Below are 25,613 nucleotides of genomic sequence, written 5' to 3' on the forward strand. Positions count from 1 at the left end.
AGCGACCGGACCGGTGCCCCTCCATCCCGATCATCAGAAGCCTGGGTCCACAAAGCCCATTTCGGCCATCTTCGCCCGGTTCTCCTCGCGAGCGGTGAGGACAAGGGGGCCATCGGCGGTGATCGCGACCGAGTGCTCGAAGTGGGCCGAGCGCTCGCCGTCGCGGGTGACGACGGTCCAGCCGTCCTCCAGCTGCACGACGTGCCGGGTGCCCCGGTTGGTCATCGGCTCGATGGCCAGGCACATGCCCTCGGCCAGCCGCATGCCCTTGCCCGGCCGCCCGTGGTTCAGCACGTGCGGTTCCATGTGCATCTCGGTCCCGATGCCGTGCCCGCCGTACTCCTGCACGTTGCCGTACCCGCCCTGGGACTGGATGTAGGAGTCGACGGCGTGTCCGATGTCACCGAGCCGCTTGCCGGGACGCAGCTGGGCGATGCCCTGCCACATGGACTCCTCGCAGACCTCCAGCATCCGCTGGTCGGCCGCACTGATCTCCCCCACCGCGACCGTGATCGCGGAGTCGCCGTGCCACCCGTCGAGGATGGCACCGCAGTCGATGGAGATGATGTCCCCGGCCTCCAGCACCTTGGTGTCGCGCGGGATGCCGTGCACGACCTCCTCGTTCACCGAGGCGCAGATCGACCCCGGAAAGCCGTGGTAGCCCTTGAAGGAGGGCACCGCCCCGGAGTCGCGGATGCTGCGCTCCGCGATCGCGTCGAGGTCCAGCGTGGTCATGCCGGGTTCGACGGAGGAGCGCAGCAGGTCGAGCGTGCGGGACACGACCTGGCCCGCCGCCCGCATCTTCGTGATCTCACCCGCGCTCTTGAGCTGGATCGCGGGTTCTGCTTTGCGGAACATCAGCCCTTGGCCCTCAGCGCTTCCTTGGCCCGGGCGGTGACGTCCTCGACCGCGCCGGTCGCCTGGATCGACACCAGGAGGCCACCGCCCTCGTAGAACGAGACCAGCGGCGCGGTCTGCTCCCGGTAGACCTCCAGGCGGTGCCGGATGGTCTCCTCCTGGTCGTCGTCGCGCTGGAACAGCTCACCGCCGCAGAGGTCGCACACGCCCTCCTGCTTCGGCGGGTCGTACAGCACGTGCTGCACGTGCCCGCAGTTGCGGCAGGAACGGCGGCCCGACAGCCGCTTGACGACCTCTTCCTCGTCGACCTTGAGCTCGAGCACCGCGTCGAGGCGCTCGTCCATGTCGTCGAGGATCTTGTTCAGGGTCTCCGCCTGGGCGACATTGCGCGGGAACCCGTCCAGCAGAAAGCCGCCCTGGGCGTCCTCCTGGCCGAGACGGTCGCGGACCATCGCGTTGGTGACCTCGTCGGGAACCAGGTCGCCCCGGTCCATGTAGGCCTTGGCCTGCTTACCAAGCTCGGTGCCGCCGCTCACGTTGGCACGGAAGATGTCGCCGGTGGACACCTTCGGAATCGACAATTCTGACGCCAGGATCTGGGCCTGGGTGCCCTTACCGGCACCCGGCGGTCCCACCAATACGGCACGCACTATCGCAGAAAACCTTCGTAGTTCCTCTGCTGGAGGTGACTCTCGATCTGTTTCACCGTGTCCAGCCCGACACCGACCATGATCAGGATGCTCGTACCGCCGAAGGGGAAGTTCTGTGTGGCACCGGAGGCACCCATCGCGATCATCGGCAGCAGAGCGATCAGCCCGAGGTACAGCGACCCGGGCGTCGTGAGCCGCGTGAGTACGTAGTCGAGGTACTCCGCGGTCGGACGCCCCGGACGGATACCCGGGATGAACCCACCGTACTTCTTCATGTTGTCGGCCACTTCAGTGGGGTTGAAGGTAATGGCCACGTAGAAGAAGGCGAAGCCAACGATCAGTACGAAGAATGTGGCCATGTAGACCGGATGGCTGCCGCTGACGAAGTACTCGGAGAGGAACCTCACAACGACGTTGTCCGACTCCTGACCCATCAGGCCGATGGCCAGCTGGGGCAGGTACAGCAGCGAGGAGGCGAAGATGACCGGGATGATGCCGGCCTGGTTCACCTTCAGCGGGATGTAGGTGGAGCTGCCGCCGTACATCCGGCGCCCGACCATCCGCTTGGCGTACTGCACCGGGATGCGGCGCTGGGCCTGCTCGATGAAGACCACGCCCGCGATCAGCACGATGCCGGCGATGACGATCAGCGCGAAGATCCAGGCCTCCTGCTCCTGGAAGATCGTCATGATGGCGGAGGGGAAGGTCGCGATGACCTGGGTGAAGATCAGCAGCGACATGCCGTTGCCGACACCGCGCTCGGTGATCAGCTCACCGAACCACATGATGATGCCGGTTCCGGCGGTCATCACGAAGACGATGGTGACCAGGGTGAGCAGGTCCTGGTTGGGCATGTAGGAGCTCACCGGGATCTGCTGCTGGAAGAGCTGCCCGGTACGCGCCATCGCGATGATGCTGGTGGACTGCAGGATCGCCAGAGCCAGCGTCAGATACCGCGTGTACTGCGTGATCTTGGTCTGCCCGGCCTGGCCCTCCTTCTTCAGCGCCTCCAGCCGTGGAATGACCACCGTGAGCAGGTTGATGATGATGCTCGCGGTGATATAGGGCATGATGCCCAGCGCGAACACCGCCAGCTGCAGCAACGCGCCACCGCTGAACAGGTTGATCAGCGCGTACACGCCAGCGGCGTCCGTCTGCTGGACGGCCTCGAGCTGGTCTCTGATCGCCGCCGAGTTGATGCCCGGAGCCGGGATCACCGATCCAAGGCGGAAGATGGTCAGGATGAACAGTGTGAACAGCAGCTTGTTACGCAGGTCAGGCGTGCGGAACGCACGGACGAACGCACCTAGCACGTCTCCTCCTGCGAGGCTTCGGCGGCGGAACCGGTTCGAGACATCGCGGCCGATCCTGAATCGTCGTAGAGCGTCAGCCCCGAGCGTCTGCCCGGAACTCGGAATTCCTCGTTGAAATCGGTTGAGCAGTAGCGATCCACGCCATTTCGATCTCCGCGGTGTTCACGCGAGAAGATCTTCCACAGCATGGACCGCAAGCAATGCAATAGGGAACTGTAACAGTCATCGCACGGTCAGGCGGGATCGGGATGCTAACGATCGGCCGTGGCCGATCGTTCCGAACCCCCGTGGCGATCAGCACAACACCCGCACATCACCGGGCAAATCCCCCGGAATACGAGCGAGGGCGCCCGCCGGTCCCATCGGGTGGGATGGCGGACGCCCTTTCGCACGCACGTGGGAATGATCCCTACACCTCGGTGACGGTGCCACCGGCGGCGGTGATCTTCTCCTTGGCGGACGTGGAGAACGCGTTGGCGCTCACCTGAACGGCCACCGAGATCTCCCCGGTGCCCAGCACCTTGACGAGCTGGTTCTTGCGAACCGCGCCCTTGGCGACCAGGCTGTCGATGGTGACCTCGCCACCCTCCGGGTACAGCTCGCTCAGCTTGTCCAGGTTGACGACCTGGTAGGTCTTCTTGAACCTGGCGTTGCTGAAGCCCTTGATCTTCGGCACCCGGCGGATGAGGGGCATCTGGCCACCCTCGAAGCCGACCGGGACGGTGGAACGAGCCTTCGTGCCCTTGGTACCACGACCGGCCGTCTTGCCCTTGGACGCCTCGCCACGACCCTTGCGGATCTTGGCCTTGTTGGAGCCCGGAGCCGGACGGAGGTGGTGAAGCTTGAGCAGCTCGCCGGAGTCACTCATTCGCTGACCTCCTCGACAGAGATGAGGTGCGCAACGACGTTGATCTGCCCGCGAACCTCGGGACGGTCCTCACGGATAACGGACTTGCCGATCCGGCCCAGACCGAGCGAGCGCAGGCTGTCGCGCTGCTTCTGCTTGCCGCCGATCTTCGAGCGGACCTGCGTGATCTTCAACTTCGCCATGTCTAGGCCCCCGCCTTCGCTTCCGCACGGGCGCGCAGCATGGCGGCCGGAGCGACGTCCTCGATGGGCAGACCGCGGCGGGCCGCGATCTCCTCGGGACGGCTCAGGTCCTTCAGAGCCGCGACCGTGGCGTGGACGATGTTCAGCGGGTTCGACGAGCCGAGCGACTTGCTCAGGACGTCGTGGATGCCGGCGCACTCCAGCACCGCGCGGACCGGGCCACCGGCGATAACACCGGTACCGGGGGCCGCCGGACGCAGGAGGACGACGCCGGCGGCGTCCTCGCCCTGGACCCGGTGCGTGATCGTGCCGGCGATGCGCGGGACGCGGAAGAAGTTCTTCTTCGCCTCCTCGACACCCTTGGCGATGGCAGCCGGAACTTCCTTCGCCTTGCCGTAACCCACACCGACCATGCCGTTGCCGTCGCCGACGACCACCAGGGCGGTGAAGCTGAAGCGCCGACCACCCTTGACGACCTTGGCGACCCGGTTGATGGTCACAACTTTTTCGATGTAGGAGACACCCTTGTCTGCGGCGCCGCCGCGGCGATCGTCACGGCGGTCACGCCGCTCGCCACCGGCGCCGCGCCGCGGAGCTGCAGCCATCAGTGGTTCCTCTTCCCGTCGTTGTTTCCGAGCTGAGAGTTCATCACCTTAGAACTCCAGCCCGCCGGAACGCGCGCTGTCGGCCAGCGCCGCGATCCTGCCCGTGTACTGGTTGCCGCCGCGGTCGAAGACGACCGCGGAGATGCCGGCCTCCTTGGCGCGCTGCGCGATGAGCTCGCCGACCTTCTGCGACTTCTCGGTCTTCTTGCCCTCGACCGAGCGGATGCTCGGGTCCATCGTGGAGGCGGACACCAGGGTGTGGCCCACGGTGTCGTCCACGATCTGCGCGATCATGTGCTTCGAGGAGCGGGTCACGACCAGGCGCGGACGCGCCGACGTGCCCGTGACCTTCTTGCGGATCCGCAGGTGCCGCCGCGCACGGGACGCCGCACGCTTGCTCGTGCCCTTGCGCACCAGCGTCATTGCCTTGCCCATGCTTACTTGCCCGCCTTTCCGGCCTTGCGGCGGATGTGCTCACCCTTGTACCGCACGCCCTTGGCCTTGTACGGGTCAGGCTTGCGCAGGCTGCGGATGTTGGCAGCGACCTGGCCCACAAGCTGCTTGTCAATACCGTCGACGTGCAGCAGGGTCGGCTTCTCCACGCGGAAGCTGATGCCTTCCGGCGGCTCCACAACGACGGGGTGGCTGTAGCCCAGCGAGAACTCCAGGTTGGAGCCCTTGGCCTGGACGCGGTAACCGACGCCGTGGATCTCCAGCGTCTTGGTGAACCCCTGGGACACGCCCTCGATGAGGTTCGCGATCAGCGCACGGGTCAGGCCGTGCAGCGACCGGTTCTCGGGCTTGTCGTCGGGACGCACCACCGTGATCGTGCCGTCTTCCTGCGAGACGGTGATCGGAGCGGCGATAGTGTGCGACAGTTCGCCCTTCGGCCCCTTGACTTTGACGTCTTGCCCGTCAATCGTGACTTCGACGCCCTTCGGGACCGAGATCGGCAGTCGACCGATTCGCGACATGCTGAAATCTCTCCCTTTACCAGACGTAGGCGAGGACTTCGCCGCCCACGCCACGCTTCTTGGCCTGCTTGTCCGTCATCAGGCCACCGGACGTCGAAATGATGGCAACGCCGAGGCCACCCAGGACACGCGGAAGGTTCTCCTTCTTCGCGTAGACCCGCAGGCCCGGCTTGGAAACCCGGCGCACGCCGGCGATCGAACGCTCACGGGTGGGCCCGTACTTCAGGTCCACCACGAGGTTCTGGCCAACGGGGGCTTCCTCGGTACGCCAGCCCTGGACGTACCCCTCCTGCTGGAGGATCTCGGCGATGTGCGCCTTGATCTTGGAATACGGCATTGACACACTCTCGTGGTACGCCGAATTCGCGTTACGCAGACGCGTAAGCATGTCTGCGATCGGGTCGGTCATCGTCATGGCCGATAGGCCCTTCCTCACCGCGGTTTCCCCAAGGACAGTACTGTCCAGTGCAGCCTGTTCCCGCGCACTCATGAGCGCGCGGGTTCCTCTAGGACCTACGGCGTGGTCGTGGGCACCGTGCCGCCGGAGCGGTCACCGTGCCCTGTCGGTTCATTCCTTATGAGCTACCGCGCCCGGCCGCGGACGCCGTCTCGACGGCGGCGGCTCAGGCCCGGTCGTCCTCGCGGTGGTAATGACGGAGTCCTACCATCCGCTTCGTATGAGGCCCGGTTCTTCACCGGGCGGGTCCCCGGGCCGACCCTCGGGTCGGCCCGGTGGGGACTACCAGCTCGACTTGCTGATGCCCGGGAGCTCGCCCCGGTGCGCCATCTCGCGGAAGCAGATACGGCACAGGCCGAACTTCCGGAAGACGGCACGCGGGCGGCCGCACCGCGAGCAACGAGTATACGCGCGGACAGCGAACTTCTGCTTCCGGTTCGCCTTGGCGATCAACGCCTTCTTAGCCATCCCAGATCCCCCTAGGCTTCCTTGAAGGGGAACCCGAGCTGCTTGAGCAGGCTGCGCCCCTCTTCGTTGTTGGTCGCCGTGGTGACGACAGTGATGTCCATCCCACGCTGGCGGTCGACCTTGTCCGGGTCGACCTCGTGGAACATGACCTGCTCGGTCAGCCCGAAGGTGTAGTTGCCGCGGCCGTCGAACTGCTTCGGGGAGAGCCCGCGGAAGTCCCGGATCCGGGGAAGCGCCAGGCTCAGCAGCCGGTCGAGGAACTCCCACATGCGGTCGCCGCGCAGCGTGACGCTGGCGCCGATCGGCATGCCCTCGCGCAGCTTGAACTGCGCGATCGAGTTCTTCGCACGGTTGACCTTGGGCTTCTGCCCGGTGATCGCCGTGAGGTCGGTGATCGCGCCCTGGATCAGCTTCGCGTCGCGAGCGGCCTCACCGACACCCATGTTGACCACGATCTTCGTCAGACCGGGGACCTGCATGATGTTGCCGATGCCGAACTCTTCGCGAAGAGAAGGGACGATCTCCGAGCGGTACTTCTCCTTGAGGCGGGGCATCGCCGGGGCGGCGGTGCCTGCGCTCGCCGTCTCATTGGTGACCGTCATCAGATGTCCTTACCGGTACGGCGGGAGATCCGAACCTTCGTGCCGTCGTCCTCGAAGCGGTACCCGACGCGGGTGGCCTTGCCGTCCTCCGCGAGCGCAACGTTGCTCACGTGGATCGGCGCCTCCTTCGTCACGACCTCGCCCTGCTGGCCGGCCGCCGGGTTCGCCTTCTTGTGCTTCTTAATGAGGTTCACGCCCTCGACGACGACACGCTGCTCCTTGGGAAGAGCCTTGACGACCTTCCCGGTGGCACCCTTGTCCTTGCCGGCGATGACGATGACCTCGTCGCCAGATTTGATCTTCATCGCCTAGAGCACCTCCGGCGCCAGCGAAATGATGCGCATGAACTTCTTGTCCCGCAGCTCACGGCCGACCGGGCCGAAGATGCGAGTACCTCGCGGGTCCCCACCGTCCTTGATGAGGACGGCGGCGTTCTCATCGAAGCGGATGTAGGAGCCGTCGGGCCGGCGGCGCTCCTTGGAGGTACGCACGATAACGGCCTTGACGACATCGCCCTTCTTCACGCCGGCGCCGGGAAGGGCGTCCTTCACCGTCGCGACGATGGTGTCGCCGATGCCCGCGTAGCGCCGACCCGAGCCACCGAGGACACGGATGGTCAAGATCTCCTTGGCCCCCGTGTTGTCGGCGACCTTGAGTCGCGACTCCTGCTGAATCACGTCTGCTCCTGATATTGGCAGGCGGGTTCCGACCCGCACTGCTAGGTGGTCTCACCCCTTGGGCGGCCGATCTCCACGAACCGGCCGCCGAGGCAGGGGTTTACTTGGCCTTCTCCAGGATCTCCACGACGCGCCAGCGCTTGGTCGCGGACAGCGGGCGGGTCTCCATCAAGCGGACCCGGTCACCGATGCCGCAGGAGCTCGCCTCGTCGTGGGCCTTGTACTTGGTGGTGCGGCGGATGATCTTGCCGTACAGCGCGTGGCTGACCCGGTCCTCGACCTCGACGACCACGGTCTTCTGCATCTTGTCGCTGACGACGTAGCCCTCGCGCACCTTGCGGTAGTTGCGCTCGGAGCCCGTCGCGCTCACCTTCTCGGAGTTCTCGCTCATTCGGCTGCTTCCTTCGTCTTCTCAGCCGACTCACCGGCCAGCGGCACAATGCCGAGCTCGTGCTCCCGCATGACCGTGTAGATCCGAGCGATCTCACGCTTCACGGTGCGCAGCCGCCCGTGGTTGTCCAGCTGCCCGGTGGCGGCCTGGAAGCGGAGGTTGAACAGCTCTTCCTTCGCCTCCTTGAGCTTGGCGGCCAGGTCCTCCTGGGACTGGGTCCGAAGCTCCTGGGCGGTCAGGGACTTCGCCATCACGCCTCCACTTCGCGCTTCACGAACTTGCACTTCATCGGGAGCTTGTGCATCGCCCGACGCATGGCCTCCTTGGCCACGTCTTCCGGCACACCCGACAGCTCGAACATCACGCGCCCGGGCTTCACCGGGGCCACCCACCACTCGGGGGAGCCCTTACCGGAACCCATGCGGGTCTCGGCCGGCTTCTTCGTGAGCGGGCGGTCCGGGAAGATGTTGATCCAGACCTTGCCGCCACGCTTGATGTGACGCGTCATGGCGATACGAGCGGACTCGATCTGCCGGTTGGTGACGTAGGCGGCCTCCAGTGCCTGGATGCCGTACTCACCGAAGTGAACCTGCGTCCCACCCTTGGCGCGACCCTTGAGGTCCGGGTGGTGCTGCTTGCGGTACTTGACCTTGCGGGGAATGAGCATCGGTCAGCTCCCCTCGTTCCCGGACTTCTCGGCCGTGCCGGCGGCCGACTCCGCGGACGCGCCGGACTTGGCCTCGGCCTGCTGGCCCTGGCCGCCCTGCTGACCGCCACGACGACGACGCTGCGGACGCTCACGGCGCTGACCGCCGCCGCCACCGCCGCCCGGCGTGCGCTGCGCGGCCTGAGCCGCTTCGCGCTCGGCCCGGGTGGCCGGGGCGTCGCCCTTGTAGATCCACACCTTCACACCGATGCGGCCGAACGTCGTACGGGCCTCGAAGAAGCCGTAGTCGATGTCGGCGCGCAGCGTGTGCAGCGGCACGCGGCCCTCGCGGTAGAACTCCGAACGCGACATCTCGGCGCCGCCCAGACGGCCACCGCACTGGATGCGGATGCCCTTGGCGCCGCCCTTCATCGCGGTCTGGATCGCCTTACGCATGGCACGGCGGAACGCGACTCGGCTGGACAGCTGCTCCGCGACACCCTGAGCGACGAGCTGAGCGTCGGTCTCGGGGTTCTTGACCTCGAAGACGTTCAGCTGGACCTGCTTCTTGGTCAGCTTCTCAAGGTCGGCACGGATGCGGTCGGCCTCCGAACCGCGGCGGCCGATGACGATGCCCGGCCGGGCGGTGTAGACGTCGACGCGGACACGGTCACGGGTGCGCTCGATCTCGACCTTGGAGATCCCGGCACGCTCCATGCCGCGGGTCAGCATCCGGCGGATGGCCACGTCTTCCTTGACGTAGTCCTTGTACAGCTTGTCGGCGTACCACCGGCTCTTGAAGTCGGTGGTGATACCGAGTCGGAACCCGTGCGGGTTGACCTTCTGCCCCACTATCGGGTCCTTTCCTTCGTCTTCGACGAGGCGCCGGCGCTGTCGCGCGGCTCAACGACCACGGTGATGTGGCTCGTCCGCTTGGTGACCCGGAAGGCGCGGCCGAAGCCCCGCGGCCGGATGCGCTTCAGGGTCGGACCCTCGTCCACCCAGGCGCGCCCGACAACCAGCGTCTCGCGGTCCAGCTTGTCGTTGTGCTCGGCGTTGGCGATGGCGCTCGCGAGCACCTTGCCCACAGGTTCGCTTGCCGCCTGGGGCGCGAACTTGAGCACCGCCACTGCCTCGTCAGCGGGCAACCCGCGAATAAGGTCCACCACCCGGCGGGCCTTTCGGGGCGTAACACGGACGAACCGTGCCTGTGCCCTCGTTCCCATCGCTTTTCCCTCGCTCACGGAAATCACCCCCACGCACCGCTTTCTCTACTGGGCACTGTGGGGTATATGGCTCTTACTCCTACTGCAACCGCTAACGACGGCTGCGGCGGTCTTCCTTGACGTGGCTCCGGAAAGTGCGCGTGGGAGCGAACTCGCCGAGCTTGTGGCCGACCATCGACTCGGACACGAACACGGGAATGTGCTTGCGACCGTCGTGGACGGCGATGGTGTGCCCGATCATCTCGGGGACGATCATGGAACGCCGGGACCACGTCTTGATGACGTTCTTGGTGCCCTTCTCGTTCTGGACCTCCACCTTGTTGATCAGGTGGTGGTCGACGAAGGGACCCTTCTTAAGGCTACGTGGCATCAGACGTGCTCCTTACCGCTTCTTCTTGCTACGCCGACGCACGATGAGCCGGTCACTGGCCTTGTTCTTCGCCCGGGTCCGGCCTTCCTTCTTGCCCCACGGGCTGACCGGGTGGCGGCCACCGGAGCTCTTGCCCTCACCACCACCGTGCGGGTGGTCGATCGGGTTCATGACCACACCGCGGACGGTCGGGCGCTTGCCCTTCCACCGCGAGCGGCCGGCCTTGCCCCAGTTGATGTTGGACTGCTCGGCGTTGCCGACCTGTCCCACCGTGGCCCGGCAGGTGACCTCGACCTGGCGCATCTCACCGGACGGCATACGCAGCGTGGCGTAGGCGCCCTCCTTGGCGAGCAGCTGGATCTGCGTGCCGGCGGACCGGCCCAGCTTGGCACCGCCACCCGGCTTCAGCTCGACCGCGTGCACGAACGTACCCGTGGGGATGTTGCGCAGCGGCAGGCAGTTGCCCGGCTTGATGTCCGAGGTGGGGCCGTTCTCGACCTTGTCACCCTGCTTCAGGCCGGCCGGGGCGAGGATGTAGCGCTTCTCGCCGTCGACGTAGTGGAGCAGGGCGATGCGCGCGGTGCGGTTCGGGTCGTACTCGATGTGAGCGACCTTGGCCGGGACACCGTCCTTGTCGTGGCGACGGAAGTCGATGACGCGGTAGGCGCGCTTGTGTCCGCCACCCTGGTGGCGAGCGGTGATCCGGCCGTGGCCGTTTCGCCCGCCCTTGGAGTGAAGCGGACGCACCAGGGACTTCTCCGGCTCCGAGCGCGTAATCTCGACGAAGTCGCTCACGCTGGAACCGCGACGACCCGGTGTCGTCGGCTTGTACTTACGAATGCCCATCTTCTTCGTGCATTCCTTTGCGTGTTACTTGTGCTGAAGCGGTCAGGCGGACCTGATCAGACGCCGAAGATGTCGATCCGGTCGCCCTCGCGCAGGCTCACGACCGCGCGCTTGGTGTCGGGACGCTTCCCGTAACCGAACCGCGTGCGCTTCCGCTTGCCCTGACGGTTGATCGTGTTCACGGCGGTGACCTTCACGTCGAAGATCTTCTCCACCGCGATCTTGATCTGCGTCTTGTTGGCGTCAGGCCGGACCAGGAACGTGTACTGGTTCTGGTCCATCAGGCCGTAGCTCTTCTCGGAAATCACCGGCTCGACGATGATGTCCCGAGGGTCGGGGATCCTCACTGGTCGTCCTCCTGAGACGTCGCTGCCTTCGCGGCACCGGACGCGTGAGCCAGGAACTCCTCGTAGCCGGCCTCGGTGAAGACGACGTCGTCCGAGTAGAGGACGTCGTAGGTGTTCACCTGGTCGGCGTCGAGGATGTGCACCTCGCGCAGGTTCCCCAGCGCCAGACGGTTGTGCTCGTCCTCGTGGGCCAGGACCACCAGCACCTTGTCGGAGTCGGTGAGCTGGCGCAGCGCCTTCAGAGCGGTCTGGGTGCGCTTGGTGGTGACGTCGGCAGCGACGAAGTCGCTGATGACGTGCACGCGCCCGTTGCGCGCCCGGTCGGAGAGGGCGCCGCGGACGGCGGCGGCCTTCATCTTCTTAGGCGTGCGCTGGGCGTAGTCCCGCGGCTGCGGCCCGTGGACCGTGCCACCGCCGGTGTACTGCGGAGCCCGGATGGAGCCCTGGCGGGCCCGGCCGGTGCCCTTCTGGCGGTAGGGCTTCTTGCCACCGCCGCGGACGGCGCCGCGGGTCTTGGTGGCGTGGGTTCCCTGGCGCCCGGCGGCCATCTGCGCGTTCACGACCTGGTGCATCAGCGAGATGTTCGCCTGCTGGTCGAAGATCGCCTCAGGGAGCTCGATGCTCCGGCCGGCCGCGCCGTCGGGGCTCTTGACCTCGATCGTCGCCATGTCTTACTTGTCCCCCTTCGCGGCGGTACGGACGAGCACCAGCCCGCCGTTGGGGCCGGGAACCGCACCCTTGACCAGGATGAGGCCCTTCTCCGCGTCCACCGACTGCACGGTCAGGCTCTGCACGGTCTTGCGCACGTTGCCCATGCGCCCGGCCATCCGCAGGCCCTTGAACACGCGGCCGGGCGTGGCGCAGCCGCCGATGGAGCCCGGCGAGCGGTGCTTGCGTTGGGTGCCGTGCGTCGCGCTCAGGCCGTGGAAGCCGTGGCGCTTCATGACACCGGCGAAGCCCTTGCCCTTGGTCTTGCCCGTGATGTCGACCTTCTGGCCGACCTCGAAGGCGTCGGCGGTGACCTCCTGGCCGAGCTGGTACTCGGTGGCGTCGGAGGTGCGCACCTCGACGTAGTGGCGTCGCGGGGTGAGCTCGTGCTTGCGCAGGTAGTCGCCGAGCGGCTTGTTCACCTTGCGCGGGTTGATCTTCCCGAAGCCGAGCTGGACGGCGGAGTAACCGTCGGTCTCCGGGGTACGGACGCGCGTCACGACGCACGGACCGGCCTTCACAACGGTGACGGGCACGATCTTGCCCGACTCGTCGAAGACCTGGGTCATGCCGAGCTTCTCGCCCAGAACTCCCTTGATCTGCTTGGTGGCCATGTCTGTGCGTCCCTTAAAGCTTGATCTCGATGTCGACGCCGGCCGGAAGGTCGAGCCGCATGAGCGAGTCGACGGTCTTCGGCGTCGGGTCGATGATGTCGATCAGCCGCTTGTGCGTGCGCATCTCGAAGTGCTCGCGCGAGTCCTTGTACTTGTGCGGCGAGCGGATGACACAGTAAACGTTCTTCTCCGTCGGCAACGGCACCGGGCCAGCGACGCTCGCGCCAGTCCGCGTCACGGTCTCGACGATCTTTCGAGCCGAGCTGTCGATGACCTCGTGGTCATAGGCCTTGAGCCGAATGCGGATCTTTTGTCCCGCCATGGTGGCCTTTTCGTCCTTCGCTTAGTGTCCGTAGAGGCGCGGTGCCAGTTGACCGGCCCTGTGCCCTGCAGAGGCTGCCCTTTAATTACTGAGGCTCTATTCACCTGAGAAACTGCTACAGGGCTGTCCCCTGGAGGTGCATCACCGCTACAGAGCCCGATGACGTCGTTCATGGTGTGGCGGCCGGGTCCGGGCTTGCCGCGCCCCGAGGGGCACGAGGACCCGGCCGCCACACAGGGGCGGACGATGCCGCCCCTGCGCGTTGCTGCTACTTGATGATCTTGGTAACGCGGCCCGCGCCGACGGTCCGGCCACCCTCACGGATGGCGAACTTCAGACCCTCTTCCATGGCGACCGGCTGGATCAGCTGGACCGTCATGCCGGTGCTGTCGCCCGGCATGACCATCTCGGTGCCCTCGGGCAGCGTGACGACGCCGGTGACGTCCGTGGTCCGGAAGTAGAACTGCGGGCGGTAGTTGTTGAAGAAGGGCGTGTGGCGGCCACCCTCGTCCTTGGACAGGATGACGACCTGGGCCTCGAACTCCGTGTGCGGGGTGGTCGTGCCCGGCTTGATGACAACCTGGCCGCGCTCGACGTCCTCGCGCTTGGTACCGCGCAGCAGCAGACCGACGTTGTCGCCCGCGTGGCCCTCGTCGAGGAGCTTGCGGAACATCTCGACGCCCGTAACGGTCGTCGTCTGCTTCTCTTCCTTGATGCCGACGATGTCGACGGTCTCGTTGACCTTGATGATGCCGCGCTCGATGCGGCCGGTGACGACGGTGCCGCGACCGGTGATCGAGAAGACGTCCTCGATCGGCATCAGGAACGGCTTGTCGGTGTCACGCTGCGGCTCGGGGATGCTCTCGTCCACGGCCTTCATGAGCTCCAGGACGGCGTCGCTCCACTTCTGCTCGCCCTCCAGGGCCTTGAGCGCGGAGACCTTGACGACCGAAGCGTCGTCGCCCGGGAACTCGTACTCGGTGAGCAGCTCACGGATCTCCAGCTCGACGAGCTCGAAGATCTCCTCGTCGTCCACCATGTCGGCCTTGTTCAGGGCGACCACGATGGCCGGAACGCCGACCTGGCGGGCCAGGAGCACGTGCTCCTTGGTCTGCGGCATCGGGCCGTCGGTGGCGGCGACGACGAGGATGGCCCCGTCCATCTGCGCGGCACCGGTGATCATGTTCTTCACGTAGTCCGCGTGACCCGGGCAGTCAACGTGGGCGTAGTGACGCGCCTCGGTCTGGTACTCGACGTGAGCGACGGAGATGGTGATACCGCGCTCGCGCTCCTCCGGAGCGTTGTCGATGTCCTCGAACGGCGTGAACGGGTTCAGGTCCGGGTGCGCCTCGTGCAGAACCTTGGTGATAGCAGCGGTAAGCGTGGTCTTACCGTGGTCGATGTGACCGATGGTGCCGATGTTTACGTGCGGCTTGGTCCGCTCGAACTTGGCCTTCGCCACTGGACTTCTCCTAGACGTACAGAGTTGCTAGCTGACTGGTTACGTGTCCGCGGTTATTCGCCGCGCGCCTTCGCAACGATCTCTTCTTGGACGTTGGTCGGCACCTCGACGTAGGAGTCGAACACCATCGTGTAGTTGGCCCGACCCTGGGTGCGGCTGCGCAGGTCACCCACGTAGCCGAACATCTCCGACAGAGGAACCAGGGCCTTGACGAGCCGGGTGCCGGCGCGCTCCTCCATCGACTGGATCTGACCGCGTCGGCTGTTCAGGTCACCGATCACGTCGCCCATGTAGTCCTCGGGCGTCGTGACCTCGACCGCCATGACCGGCTCCAGGATGACCGGCTTGGCCTTGCGGGACGCGTCCTTGAACGCCATGGAGCCGGCGACCTTGAAGGCGAGTTCGGAGGAGTCGACGTCGTGGTAGGCGCCGTCCTGCAGGGTGACCTTGATCCCGACCAGGGGGTACCCAGCGAGGACACCGAACTCGGCAGCCTCCTGGCAGCCCGCGTCCACGGACGGGATGTACTCCCGCGGGATGCGGCCACCAGTGATGTTGTTGACGAACTCGTAACCGCCGCTGTCACCGTCGCCATCGGCCGCGAGGGGCTCGAGGTCGATGATGACGCGACCGAACTGGCCCGAACCACCCGTCTGCTTCTTGTGGGTGTATTCGACCTTTTCGACCTTCTTGCGAATGGTCTCGCGGTAGGCCACCTGGGGCTTACCGATGTTCGCCTCGACCTTGAACTCGTCGCGCATCCGGTTGACGAGCACCTCAAGGTGGAGCTCGCCCATACCGGCGATGATGGTCTGGCCGGTCTCCTCGTCGGTGGAGACCTGGAAGGACGGGTCCTCCTCGGCCAGACGCTGGATCGCGACGCCCAGCTTCTCCTGGTCGCTCTTGGTCTTCGGCTCGACGGCGACTCGAATGACCGGGGCCGGGAAGCTCATCGACTCCAGGACGATCGGCTGCGCGGAGCTGCACAGCGTCTCACCCGTCGTGGTGTCCTTCAGGCCCATGACGGCGACGATGTCACCGGCACCGACACGCGCGATCTCCTCGCGCTTGTTGGAGTGCATCCGGTAGATCTTGCCGATGCGCTCCTTGCGCCCCTTGACACTGTTCAGCACCTGCGTGCCGGCCTCCAGAACACCGGAGTAGACGCGCAGGTACGTCAGCTTGCCCAGGTGCGGGTCGCTCATGATCTTGAAGACCAGAGCGGAGAGGGGCTCCTCCTCGCTCGGCTTGCGAGTGAGGTTGGCCTCCTCGGACTCGTCCTTGGGGTCGTGACCCGTGACGGACTCGACGTCCAGGGGCGAGGGCAGGTAGGCGGTGACCGCGTCGAGCAGGGGCTGCACGCCCTTGTTCTTGAACGCGGTGCCGCACAGCACCGGAACCGCGGTACCCGCGATGGTGGCGCGCCGGATGGCGGGCACGATCTGCTCCACCGTGGGCTCGACGCCCTCCAGGTAGAGCTCCATGATCTCGTCGTCGGCCTCGGCCAGCGTCTCGATCATCTTGTCGTGCGCCTCGCGGGCGGCCTCGGCGTGCGTCTCCGGGATGTCGAGCGTGTCGTACATCTCGCCCAGCTTGGCCTCGGCGTTCCAGACGAGCGCCTTCATGTGGACGAGGTCGATGACGCCCTTGAAGTCGGACTCCGCACCGATCGGCAGCTGGATCGCCATGGGGTTGGCCCCGAGGCGGTCGGCGAACATGTCCACGCAGCGGTGGAACTCGGCGCCGATCTTGTCCATCTTGTTGACGAAGCAGATACGCGGGACGTTGTACCGGTCGGCCTGGCGCCACACCTGCTCGGACTGGGGCTCAACGCCTTCCTTGGCGTCGAACACCGCGACCGCACCGTCGAGGACACGCAGCGACCGCTCGACCTCGACCGTGAAGTCCACGTGGCCGGGCGTGTCGATGATGTTGATGGTGTGGTCGTCCCAATGGGTGGTGGTAGCGGCCGAGGTGATCGTGATCCCTCGGCTCTGCTCCTCCTTCATCCAGTCCATGGTGGCCGCGCCATCGTGGACCTCACCGACCTTGTAGGTCACGCCGGTGTAGTAGAGGATCCGCTCGGTCGTCGTGGTCTTACCCGCGTCGATGTGCGCCATGATCCCGATGTTGCGGACCTTGGCTAGGTCAAGAGCAGTGGTAGCCATGTGGCTCGTCTTCTCTCGGTCTCTCGTATCGATTCGGCCGCGGGGATTACCAGCGGTAGTGGGCGAAAGCCTTGTTCGACTCCGCCATCTTGTGTGTGTCCTCGCGGCGCTTGACGCTCGCGCCAAGACCGTTGCTGGCGTCGACCAGCTCGTTCATCAGGCGCTCGGTCATCGTCTTCTCGCGGCGCTGCCGCGAGTAGGTGACCAGCCAGCGCAGAGCGAGTGTGGTGCTCCGGGACGCACGGACCTCGACCGGCACCTGGTAGGTGGCGCCACCAACGCGGCGGCTGCGCACCTCAAGGGAGGGTTTCACGTTGTCCAGAGCACGCTTCAGAACCACGAGCGGGTCCTGGCCCGTCTTCTCGCGGGAGCCCTCGAGGGCGTCGTAGACGATCCCCTGGGCGATGGAGCGCTTGCCGTCCAGCAGCACCTTGTTGATCAGTGCGGTAACCAGCGGCGACCCGTAGACGGGGTCAGTGATCAGCTGGCGCTTCGGCGCCGGGCCCTTGCGCGGCATGCTTACTTCTCCTTCTTAACGCCGTAACGGCTACGCGCTTGCTTGCGGTTACGGACGCCCTGAGTGTCCAGCGAACCGCGGATGACCTTGTACCGGACGCCCGGCAGGTCCTTCACACGGCCACCGCGCACGAGCACGATGGAGTGCTCCTGCAGGTTGTGCCCGACACCGGGAATGTAGGCAGTGACCTCGATACCGCTGCTCAACTTCACACGGGCGACCTTGCGCAGCGCGGAGTTCGGCTTCCGGGGCGTGGTGGTGTAAACACGCGTGCACACACCACGACGCTGCGGACTCCCCTTCAGCGCCGGGGTCTGGCTCTTTGTGAGCTTGTCCTGTCGGCCCTTGCGGACCAGCTGCTGGATGGTGGGCACCGCGTCTCCGTCTTTCTCGTGACCTACGCCGGTTCTCTTAGCCGATATCGCTATTGACCTGCTGAATTTCCCGTTCCCCCCGACCCCCGAATCCGGGCGTGTCGCGCTCTACCCCAAGCATGGCGAATATCGATACGCCCGACCTGGTGGTCGAATCACGTGGGAGGAGGTGTCACGTGGCACTCTTCCTCGCCGCCCGCACGCGGGACCGGCGAAAAAGCACACACGTGTGACCCGTTGACTCACGGGCACGAAGTTAGAGAGTACCGAATCGGTTGTGCCTGGTCAAAACGTAAGACCAGCACTCCGCGGTACCCGTACTCCGGAGCCGCATGCTGCCGTAGGCCACTATCAGTGTACGCCGTCAGAGCAGTGGTCGGGTTGGCCAACGGTCGCACTCCGGCACGAAACCTCTATACCACGGGGAAACATGGCGTGGCTCCACCCGACAACCTCGGCGTGTCGCCCGGAAAAGGGGTGGGGTACGCGTCGTGGACGTGGCGACGATCACGACGACGGCGCCCCGCCGTCCCGTGGTGCACGGGACGGCGGGGCGCCGTCGGCTGGGCGTGAGGTCGCCGCTCAGATGAACATCACGACGGCCACAGCGGCCTCGACGAGGAACAGCACGATGCCGACCGCGGCGAGGACGGTACCGGTGGTCACCAGGTTCAGGCCTTCGAGCTCACCGTCGGAGGCCTGGATGTTGCGCTTGGCCTTCGGCCCGGTGATGAACGCCGCGAGCGCGGTGAACAGGCCGATCACCGGAACGAGACCGAGGATGCCGAGCCACAGGGTGGTGGTGGCTCCGGATTCCGTCTCCGGCCAGTAGTCGATGTTGTCGTACCCCGGGTAGGGGTCGCCGCTGCCGCCGTCCAGCGGACCGTCGTTGAAACCGGGGAAGTCGTCGGCGATCGGGTCGCGACCGCCACGGCCCCGGCGCGAGGACGGTTCCTCGGGTGCGGGCTCGCCGTAGCCGTCGTACCCCTCGTCGTCGTAGTACTCCGCACCGTCCCGGTCGCGGTAGCCGGCGTCGTAGTCGGCGTGGTCGGCGTACCGGTCGCCGTGCTCGGGCGCCGGAGCGTACGGGTCACCGCCGTCGGGCGCGAAGCGGCCGTCGCGGTCCGGACCGTAGTCGCCGTAGGCGTCCGGCCCGTGATCGTCGGCATAGCCCTGGTCGGGGCCGGGCCGGTGATCGTAACCGTCGTGGTCCGACCAGCCGCCGGGTCCGTCCTCGACGTGGCGGTCGCCGTAGGCGTAGTGGCCGTCAGGACCGCCGTCGTAGCCGTACTCCGCCGGCCGGTCCCCCGCGGGAGGGTCGGCGTACGCGTCGCCGCGGCGGTCCGCGCCGAGGTCATCGGGGAGCGCGGGCATCGCCTGCGTCCCCTGCATCGCGTCGGCGTAGCTCGTATTCTCCGCCCAGGATTGCGTGTCCGCGCCGCGCTCAGGCTCGCCACTCGCTCCGCCGCCGATCACGTCGGGCCGCGGGGCCCACGGCTCGGGGGCGTAGGCCTCGTCCACGCCGGGGCCGCGACCGAACGCGTCGCCGCGCTGGTCGTACTCGGCCTCGCCGCGCCGGTCCGGACCGAGTTCGTCCTCGACCCCCCGCTGCGGCGACGGCATCGGGCTCAGCCGTGCGCCCCAGTCGTCGAGACGCGCGCCCTCGTCGGAGTCGGGCGCCCCGCCCCCCTGCGCGCGCGCCTGCGCCTGCTGGGCGGCGATGGACGCCAGCGGGTCGTCGGCCGCCGGGGCACTGTCCGCACCCGGTTCGGAGTCCGCCGCGGACGGACCGGCGGGGTCGGCCGCGAAGAACTGCGTGGTGTGCTCGGGCGAACCGTCCCGCCGCTTCTGCTCGGCCCGCAGCGCTTCCTCGCGCACGGAGTCGGGCAGGCGGGGGTCATCCCTGCTGAACGCCCAGGTGTTCCCGCTTCCCGTACCGAGCTGGCCGCCGAGGTCCGACGACGCACCGCCGGGCGCCGGGGTGCCGGCGCCGGGAGCCTCCGGGTCGCGCGGTACCCCCTCCCCGCTTCGCGCGGTGTCGCCCTCGGCGGGCGACGGCGCGGCCGGGTCGATCCGCGCGAACGGACCGGTGGTCGGCGGGGGAACGTCGGTCGCGGCCCACGGGCTCTCCCACTGGCCGGTGGTGGCCCCGGCCGGGGGCTCCTCCGCGGGCTGCCGCCCCATGTAGGGCCGGGAGAGCTCGTCGGTGTACTCGCCGGTGGGCAGCGACGGTTCCACCGGTCCGGCGGACCGCTCCCAGCCGGCCTCCTGGACAGCGTCGTCCGACGGGGTCCAGGTGCCGCCCGCGCTCAGCGGGTCGTCCCACCGGACGTCCCGGCGGCCTTCGTCCGCGCCACCGGCCGGATAGCCCGCACCGGACCGGGCCGCGGGATCCGTCGAGACCGCCGGGAAGCCGCCGGTCGTCGCCGGAGGGGCACCGAAGGGCTCACCGTAGGCGGGGCGGCCGGGCTCGTCACGCGGTGGCGCGAAGCCGTCCTGGGGGCCTTTCGGGGCCAGGTCCGGTGTCGCCCCGCCGGGGACCCCGCCATCCCCGTGTCGGGGCTGGGGCCCGGACGCGTCGGCGCGGTCCCACCGCTCGGGCTGGTCCGAGTACGGGGGAAAGGCCGAGGGGGCCGGGGAGGAGGAGAAGTCCGTGGTGTCGGCGGGGGTCTCGGGGGCCCAGCCGTTCGCGTGGTCCGTCCGCTCCGGCTCGTTCCGGACGTTGGTGTCGGCACCGAGGGCGGGGCCGCCGAACAGCCGGGCGGAGGGATCGTCGGGCCGTCCCGGCTCCGGCGCGGGAACCCCCGGAACCGGACCGGCCGCCTCCTGCGGGTGGCCGAGCTCCTGGCCGAGGGCGGCGTGGTCCGTCCCGCGGTGGTCCTGCTGGTCGGGGGCGGCGGGGTGAGCCTCCTCGGTGGTCGGCGCCATCGGGGCGTCGGGACGCTCTCGGCGAACGCTCGATCCGAACCCGGGGTAGCCGCCCGTGCCGCCGGGCACATTGAACGGCAGGTCCCGCAGGTCACCCTGAGGCGTCCACGCCGGTTGCGCGCCCGTGGGCACCCGGTAGACCCCACCGGCGGGGGCCTCGTCGGTGCTCTCACCGTCGGAGGGGGCCGATGGCGCGGGTCGGTCATCGGCTCCCGCCATGGGACGGTCCCGCGCGTCTCCGGCGGAGGGCTCCGAGGGGGTGGAACCGGTCATCGGATCGCCCGGTCCGGCATAGGGCGCGGGAGCGCCGGACGCGTAGGGCGGCAGACCCGGTGCGGTGCGGGGGTCGTACGCCGGTGCCGAGCCGGTGCCCAGGTCGTACTGGGGGCTCGTCGGCATCGGCGCGTCGGGCTCCGACGCCGGCATGCCGGGCCAGCCGCCACTGTGGGTCGGCCCGCCTGCGGGCGGTCGGCCGCCGAGCGACGACTGCTCTCCCGTGGCCGGTGCGCCGCCGGTGGACGACGGTCCGTCGGCGGGCGATGGTCCGCCGACAGGCGGCTGTCCGCCGGTCGCTCCGGGGTAGCCGGGCGCACCGGGCAGCGGCGGAAGGCCCCCCGGCAGGTCCTGGCCGGGAGCGGACCCCAGCCCGCTCTGCGACGGCTGCGCGCCCGTGGGCTCACGCGTGTCCGACCCCAGGCCGCCGAGGGCCGAGGGGTACGGCTCCGCCATGCCCGGGCGCGTTCCGCTCATCCCCGGGTAGCCGCCGGTGTTCGGGAACCCACCGAAGGAGCCGGGCGTGCTGTCCGCGTCGCGTGCCGGTGCGGCGTCGCCCGCCGCTCCGTCGACTTCGTCGTCCCCCGTGTAGGGGTCCTGGTAATGCGACTGTGTGCGGTACCGGTCGCCAGTCGGCGTGAACCAGGAGCCCGGCTTCTGCCGCTCCTGCTCCTCCTCCGATGACCCGTACCGCCCTCCCCCGTTGTCCGTCACTGTGTTCGTTCTCCAGACCGCGCCTGCGCGCTTGAGTCCCCATCCGAATCCGAGTATGCCGACCGGGAACGACGAACGGCGGTAGTTCCACCCCTTCCGGAGTGGACTACCGCCGCTGCCAGATCAATCAATCGATCTCACCGGTCGTCTCTCGACGTCACCTGTTGTAGGGGCCGAAGTCGTACTCCTCCAGCGGAACCGCCTCACCGGATCCCTGACCGAAGGTGTACTCGCTGGGCTCGTCGTAGCCCGAGACAGAGTACATCGACGCCTTCGCCTCCTCGGTCGGCTCCACCCGGATGTTGCGGTACTTCGGAAGTCCGGTACCCGCCGGGATGAGCTTACCGATGATGACGTTCTCCTTGAGCCCGACCAGCGGGTCGCTCTTGCCGTGAATCGCGTTCTCGGTGAGCACCCGGGTGGTCTCCTGGAAGGAGGCCGCCGACAGCCACGACTCCGTGGCCAGCGAGGCCTTGGTGATGCCCAGAAGAACCGGTCGACCGGCCGCGGGCTGGCCACCTTCGGCCACGACCTCGCGGTTCATCGCCTCGAACTTCGGACGCTCCACCATCTCGCCGGGCAGCAGCGAGGTGTCGCCCGACTCCAGGATGTTCACTCGCTTGAGCATCTGCCGCACGATGATCTCGATGTGCTTGTCGTGGATCGAGACACCCTGCGACTTGTAGACCTCCTGGACCTCCGACACGAGGTGCTGCTGCACCGCGCGCGGGCCCTGGATGCGGAGCACCTCGTGCGGGTTGATCGCACCCGCGATCAGCTGCTGGCCGACGGTGACGTGGTCGCCGTCGCTCACCAGCAGCTGCGCCCGCATGGGCACCGGGTAGGCGATCTCGTCGGAGCCGTCGTCCGGAATCAGGACGATCTTCCGGCTCTTCTCGGTGTCGTCGATCCGGATCCGGCCCGGCAGCTCGGAGATCGGGGCCACACCCTTGGGGATGCGGGCCTCGAAGAGCTCCTGGACACGGGGCAGACCGTGGGTGATGTCCGCACCGGCGGAACCACCCATGTGGAAGGTCCGCATGGTCAGCTGGGTACCCGGCTCACCGATCGACTGCGCGGCGATGATGCCGATGGCCTCGCCGACGTCGACGGCCTTACCGGTCGCCATGGAGCGGCCGTAGCAGGTCGAGCAGACGCCGATCTTGGCCTCACAGGTCAGCGAGCTGCGCACGCGCACCCGCTCGATCCCGGCCGCGACCAGCTTGTCGATGTTGCCCTCGGAGGTGTCGCCCCCGGCGGGCACGATGATCTCGCCGTTGACCACGACGTCCTCGGCGAGCGTACGGCCGAAACCGGTGTTCTCGACGTTGTGCTTGCGCACGACGGTGCCGGCGGCGTTCTTCTCACCGACCTCCTGCCACAGCGAGCGGTCCGTACCGCAGTCGACCTCGCGGACGATGACGTCCTGGGCGACGTCCACCAGACGACGGGTGAGGTACCCGGAGTCGGCGGTCCGGAGCGCGGTGTCGGCCAGACCCTTCCGCTGACCGTGCGTGGAGATGAAGTACTCCAGCACGGACAGGCCCTCGCGGTAGGAGGACTTGATCGGACGCGGGATGGTCTCACCCTTGGTGTTGGAGACCAGACCACGGATACCGGCGATCTGCCGGACCTGCATCGGGTTACCACGGGCCCCGGACTGGACCATCATCCACACCGGGTTGTCGACCGGGAAGTTGTCCTCCATGACCTGGGCGACCTCGTTGGTGGCCTTGGTCCAGATCTCGGTGAGCTCCTGGCGGCGCTCATCGTCGGTGATCAGACCGCGGTCGTACTCCCGCTGGATCTTGTCGGCCTGGTTCTCGTAGCCGTCCAGGATCTCCTGCTTGCCGGGAGGCGCGAGGACGTCGCCGATACCGATGGTCAGCCCCGAACGGGTCGCCCAGTGGTACCCGGCGTCCTTCAGGGCGTCGAGCGTCGTGGCGACCTGGGCCTTGTCGTAGCCCTCGGCCAGGTCGTTGACCAGGACCGAGATCTGCTTCTTGCCCATCTGGTGGTTGACGTAGGGGTAGTCGAGCGGCGTGGTCTCGTTGAAGAGGTACCGGCCGAGCGTGGTCTCCAGCCGGTAGGGCTCTCCGGCCTCGAGGCTCTCCGGCGCCTCCCAGCCGCGCGGCGGCGGGACATCGTGGTCGAGCCGCATCTGGATCTTGGCCTGCAGGTCGAGCTCGCCGTTGTCGTAGGCCATGATCGCCTCGGCCGGCGTGCGGAACGAGCGGCCCTCGCCCTTCGCATTCTCCTTGAGAGTGGTCAGGTAGTAGAGGCCGATGATCATGTCCTGCGTCGGCATGGTGACCGGCTTGCCGTCGGACGGCTTGAGGATGTTGTTGGTCGCCAGCATGAGCAGGCGCGCCTCAGCCTGGGCCTCCGCCGACAGCGGCAGGTGCACGGCCATCTGGTCACCGTCGAAGTCCGCGTTGAACGCGGTGCAGACGAGCGGGTGGATCTGGATGGCCTTGCCCTCGACCAGCTGCGGTTCGAAGGCCTGGATGCCCAGACGGTGCAGGGTGGGCGCACGGTTGAGCAGCACCGGGTGCTCGGTGATGACCTCTTCGAGGACGTCCCACACCACGGGGCGGGAACGCTCGACCATCCGCTTGGCGCTCTTGATGTTCTGCGCGTGGTTCAGGTCGACCAGGCGCTTCATCACGAACGGCTTGAACAGCTCCAGGGCCATCTGCTTGGGCAGACCGCACTGGTGCAGCTTCAGGGTCGGGCCGACGACGATGACCGAACGGCCGGAGTAGTCGACGCGCTTACCGAGCAGGTTCTGCCGGAAGCGACCCTGCTTGCCCTTGAGCATGTCGGACAGCGACTTCAGCGGACGGTTGCCCGGACCGGTGACCGGTCGGCCGCGGCGGCCGTTGTCGAACAGCGCGTCGACGGCCTCCTGCAGCATCCGCTTCTCGTTGTTGACGATGATCTCGGGCGCGCCGAGGTCGAGCAGCCGCTTGAGGCGGTTGTTCCGGTTGATCACCCGGCGGTACAGGTCGTTGAGGTCGGAGGTCGCGAAGCGGCCACCGTCGAGCTGCACCATCGGACGCAGGTCCGGCGGGATGACCGGGACGCAGTCCAGGACCATGCCCATCGGGCTGTTCCGCGTGTTGAGGAACGCCGCGACGACCTTGAGCCGCTTCAGGGCGCGGGCCTTCTTCTGGCCCTTGCCGCTGCGGATGGTCTCGCGCAGCTTCTCGGCCTCGGCGTCGAGGTCGAAGTTGGCCAGGCGCTCCTGGATGGCCTGGGCGCCCATGCCGCCGCGGAAGTACTTCCCGAAGCGGTCCCGCATCTCGCGGTAGAGCATCTCGTCGCCCTCGAGGTCCTGGACCTTGAGGTTCTTGAAGCGGTTCCAGACCTCTTCGAGGCGGTCGATCTCGCGCTGCACGCGCTCGCGGATCTGCCGCATCTCGCGCTCGGCGGACTCGCGCACCTTGCGGCGCGCGTCGCCCTTGGCGCCCTGCTCCTCCAGCTCGGCGAGGTCGGCCTCGAGCTTGCGGTGGCGCTCCTCGACCGAGGAGTCGCGCCGCTGCTCCAGGTGCTGGCGCTCCACCGAGATGTGCGCTTCGAGCGACTGCATGTCGCGCTCACGCGCCTCGGTGTCGACCCAGGTGACCATGTAGGCCGCGAAGTAGATGATCTTCTCGAGATCCTTCGGGGCAAGGTCGAGCAGGTACCCCAGGCGGCTGGGCACGCCCTTGAAGTACCAGATGTGGGTCACCGGAGCGGCGAGCTCGATGTGGCCCATGCGCTCACGACGGACCTTCGCCCGGGTGACCTCGACCCCGCAGCGCTCACAGATGATGCCCTTGAAGCGGACCCGCTTGTACTTACCGCAGTAGCACTCCCAGTCGCGGGTGGGGCCGAAGATCTTCTCGCAGAAGAGCCCGTCCTTCTCCGGCTTCAGGGTTCGGTAGTTGATGGTTTCCGGCTTCTTGACCTCGCCGTGCGACCACTGGCGGATGTCGTCGGCGGTCGCGAGGCCAATACGCAGCTCGTCGAAGAAATTGACGTCGAGCACTTAATTCGTCCCCTGCTCTT

General features: G+C 67.3%; 30 protein-coding genes. All 30 read right to left on the reverse strand.

From position 1 onward, the window contains the following. Window positions 1-33: 33 nt before the first annotated feature. A complete protein-coding gene (gene map, locus CDO52_RS25125; RefSeq protein WP_017621559.1) occupies window positions 34-858 on the reverse strand; it encodes a type I methionyl aminopeptidase in 825 nt (274 codons plus the stop codon). Next, window positions 858-1,508 carry an adenylate kinase gene (locus CDO52_RS25130; RefSeq protein WP_232524324.1) on the reverse strand — a complete coding sequence of 217 codons (651 nt, stop codon included), beginning with the start codon at window positions 1,506-1,508 and terminating at the stop codon, window positions 858-860. The genes map and CDO52_RS25130 overlap by 1 nt, the downstream gene beginning before the upstream one ends. Then, on the reverse strand, window positions 1,508-2,821 hold the full coding sequence (secY, locus tag CDO52_RS25135) for a preprotein translocase subunit SecY (RefSeq protein ID WP_017621557.1): 1,314 nt from the start codon (window positions 2,819-2,821) through the stop codon (window positions 1,508-1,510). The genes CDO52_RS25130 and secY overlap by 1 nt, the downstream gene beginning before the upstream one ends. A gap of 409 nt (window positions 2,822-3,230) precedes the next feature. Beyond that, entirely contained in the window at window positions 3,231-3,689 is a 459-nt protein-coding gene (rplO, locus tag CDO52_RS25140; RefSeq protein ID WP_017621556.1) for a 50S ribosomal protein L15, read from the reverse strand. Beyond that, entirely contained in the window at window positions 3,686-3,871 is a 186-nt protein-coding gene (rpmD, locus tag CDO52_RS25145) for a 50S ribosomal protein L30 (RefSeq protein WP_017621555.1), read from the reverse strand. Before rpmD ends, rplO begins: the two co-directional genes overlap by 4 nt. Window positions 3,872-3,873: 2 nt before the next feature. Further along, window positions 3,874-4,476: a 30S ribosomal protein S5 gene (rpsE, locus tag CDO52_RS25150; protein WP_017621554.1), complete on the reverse strand. Its 603-nt coding sequence runs from the start codon at window positions 4,474-4,476 to the stop codon at window positions 3,874-3,876. Between the two features lie 48 nt (window positions 4,477-4,524). Then, window positions 4,525-4,911: a 50S ribosomal protein L18 gene (rplR, locus tag CDO52_RS25155; protein WP_026126370.1), complete on the reverse strand. Its 387-nt coding sequence runs from the start codon at window positions 4,909-4,911 to the stop codon at window positions 4,525-4,527. A 2-nt stretch (window positions 4,912-4,913) separates the two neighbouring features. Further along, window positions 4,914-5,450 carry a 50S ribosomal protein L6 gene (rplF, locus tag CDO52_RS25160; RefSeq protein WP_017621552.1) on the reverse strand — a complete coding sequence of 179 codons (537 nt, stop codon included), beginning with the start codon at window positions 5,448-5,450 and terminating at the stop codon, window positions 4,914-4,916. Between the two features lie 16 nt (window positions 5,451-5,466). Continuing rightward, a complete protein-coding gene (gene rpsH / locus CDO52_RS25165; RefSeq protein WP_017621551.1) occupies window positions 5,467-5,865 on the reverse strand; it encodes a 30S ribosomal protein S8 in 399 nt (132 codons plus the stop codon). Window positions 5,866-6,189: 324 nt separating this feature from the next. Then, window positions 6,190-6,375, reverse strand: coding sequence for a type Z 30S ribosomal protein S14 (locus tag CDO52_RS25170; protein WP_017621550.1), 186 nt, complete (start codon window positions 6,373-6,375; stop codon window positions 6,190-6,192). A gap of 11 nt (window positions 6,376-6,386) precedes the next feature. Beyond that, complete coding sequence (gene rplE, locus CDO52_RS25175) at window positions 6,387-6,977, reverse strand: 50S ribosomal protein L5 (protein WP_017621549.1); 591 nt, start codon at window positions 6,975-6,977, stop codon at window positions 6,387-6,389. Then, a complete protein-coding gene (gene rplX, locus CDO52_RS25180; protein WP_017621548.1) occupies window positions 6,977-7,282 on the reverse strand; it encodes a 50S ribosomal protein L24 in 306 nt (101 codons plus the stop codon). Before rplX ends, rplE begins: the two co-directional genes overlap by 1 nt. 3 nt (window positions 7,283-7,285) lie before the next feature. Beyond that, window positions 7,286-7,654: a 50S ribosomal protein L14 gene (gene rplN, locus CDO52_RS25185; RefSeq protein ID WP_017621547.1), complete on the reverse strand. Its 369-nt coding sequence runs from the start codon at window positions 7,652-7,654 to the stop codon at window positions 7,286-7,288. Between the two features lie 100 nt (window positions 7,655-7,754). Continuing rightward, a complete protein-coding gene (gene rpsQ, locus CDO52_RS25190; RefSeq protein ID WP_017621546.1) occupies window positions 7,755-8,045 on the reverse strand; it encodes a 30S ribosomal protein S17 in 291 nt (96 codons plus the stop codon). Next, a complete protein-coding gene (gene rpmC / locus CDO52_RS25195; protein WP_017621545.1) occupies window positions 8,042-8,296 on the reverse strand; it encodes a 50S ribosomal protein L29 in 255 nt (84 codons plus the stop codon). The genes rpsQ and rpmC overlap by 4 nt, the downstream gene beginning before the upstream one ends. After that, window positions 8,296-8,712, reverse strand: a complete 417-nt coding sequence (gene rplP, locus CDO52_RS25200) for a 50S ribosomal protein L16 (RefSeq protein WP_017621544.1) — start codon at window positions 8,710-8,712, stop codon at window positions 8,296-8,298. The genes rpmC and rplP overlap by 1 nt, the downstream gene beginning before the upstream one ends. A gap of 3 nt (window positions 8,713-8,715) precedes the next feature. Next, window positions 8,716-9,543, reverse strand: a complete 828-nt coding sequence (gene rpsC, locus CDO52_RS25205) for a 30S ribosomal protein S3 (RefSeq protein ID WP_017621543.1) — start codon at window positions 9,541-9,543, stop codon at window positions 8,716-8,718. Further along, window positions 9,543-9,917 carry a 50S ribosomal protein L22 gene (gene rplV / locus CDO52_RS25210; RefSeq protein WP_017621542.1) on the reverse strand — a complete coding sequence of 125 codons (375 nt, stop codon included), beginning with the start codon at window positions 9,915-9,917 and terminating at the stop codon, window positions 9,543-9,545. The genes rpsC and rplV overlap by 1 nt, the downstream gene beginning before the upstream one ends. Before the next feature lie 91 nt (window positions 9,918-10,008). Then, entirely contained in the window at window positions 10,009-10,287 is a 279-nt protein-coding gene (gene rpsS, locus CDO52_RS25215) for a 30S ribosomal protein S19 (RefSeq protein ID WP_017621541.1), read from the reverse strand. Window positions 10,288-10,299: 12 nt separating this feature from the next. Further along, window positions 10,300-11,133 carry a 50S ribosomal protein L2 gene (gene rplB, locus CDO52_RS25220; RefSeq protein ID WP_017621540.1) on the reverse strand — a complete coding sequence of 278 codons (834 nt, stop codon included), beginning with the start codon at window positions 11,131-11,133 and terminating at the stop codon, window positions 10,300-10,302. Window positions 11,134-11,189: 56 nt separating this feature from the next. After that, window positions 11,190-11,480, reverse strand: coding sequence for a 50S ribosomal protein L23 (rplW, locus tag CDO52_RS25225; protein WP_017621539.1), 291 nt, complete (start codon window positions 11,478-11,480; stop codon window positions 11,190-11,192). Continuing rightward, window positions 11,477-12,148, reverse strand: coding sequence for a 50S ribosomal protein L4 (gene rplD, locus CDO52_RS25230; protein WP_017621538.1), 672 nt, complete (start codon window positions 12,146-12,148; stop codon window positions 11,477-11,479). The genes rplW and rplD overlap by 4 nt, the downstream gene beginning before the upstream one ends. Window positions 12,149-12,151: 3 nt before the next feature. Next, window positions 12,152-12,802 (reverse strand): 50S ribosomal protein L3, encoded by a 651-nt coding sequence (gene rplC, locus CDO52_RS25235; RefSeq protein ID WP_017621537.1) that lies wholly within the window; start codon window positions 12,800-12,802, stop codon window positions 12,152-12,154. 13 nt (window positions 12,803-12,815) lie between these two features. Then, window positions 12,816-13,124 carry a 30S ribosomal protein S10 gene (gene rpsJ, locus CDO52_RS25240; RefSeq protein WP_017621536.1) on the reverse strand — a complete coding sequence of 103 codons (309 nt, stop codon included), beginning with the start codon at window positions 13,122-13,124 and terminating at the stop codon, window positions 12,816-12,818. Window positions 13,125-13,392: 268 nt separating this feature from the next. Further along, window positions 13,393-14,586 carry an elongation factor Tu gene (tuf, locus tag CDO52_RS25245; RefSeq protein WP_017621535.1) on the reverse strand — a complete coding sequence of 398 codons (1,194 nt, stop codon included), beginning with the start codon at window positions 14,584-14,586 and terminating at the stop codon, window positions 13,393-13,395. Between the two features lie 53 nt (window positions 14,587-14,639). After that, window positions 14,640-16,754 (reverse strand): elongation factor G, encoded by a 2,115-nt coding sequence (fusA, locus tag CDO52_RS25250; protein WP_017621534.1) that lies wholly within the window; start codon window positions 16,752-16,754, stop codon window positions 14,640-14,642. 46 nt (window positions 16,755-16,800) lie between these two features. Next, window positions 16,801-17,271, reverse strand: coding sequence for a 30S ribosomal protein S7 (gene rpsG, locus CDO52_RS25255; protein WP_017621533.1), 471 nt, complete (start codon window positions 17,269-17,271; stop codon window positions 16,801-16,803). Between the two features lie 2 nt (window positions 17,272-17,273). Then, window positions 17,274-17,645: a 30S ribosomal protein S12 gene (rpsL, locus tag CDO52_RS25260; protein ID WP_017621532.1), complete on the reverse strand. Its 372-nt coding sequence runs from the start codon at window positions 17,643-17,645 to the stop codon at window positions 17,274-17,276. A gap of 582 nt (window positions 17,646-18,227) precedes the next feature. Continuing rightward, window positions 18,228-21,560: a hypothetical protein gene (locus CDO52_RS29170; protein ID WP_094932750.1), complete on the reverse strand. Its 3,333-nt coding sequence runs from the start codon at window positions 21,558-21,560 to the stop codon at window positions 18,228-18,230. 157 nt (window positions 21,561-21,717) lie between these two features. Next, window positions 21,718-25,593, reverse strand: coding sequence for a DNA-directed RNA polymerase subunit beta' (locus tag CDO52_RS25270; protein WP_017621529.1), 3,876 nt, complete (start codon window positions 25,591-25,593; stop codon window positions 21,718-21,720). Between the last annotated feature and the right edge of the window lie 20 nt (window positions 25,594-25,613).

Source organism: Nocardiopsis gilva YIM 90087, assembly GCF_002263495.1.
Lineage (GTDB): Bacteria > Actinomycetota > Actinomycetes > Streptosporangiales > Streptosporangiaceae > Nocardiopsis_C > Nocardiopsis_C gilva.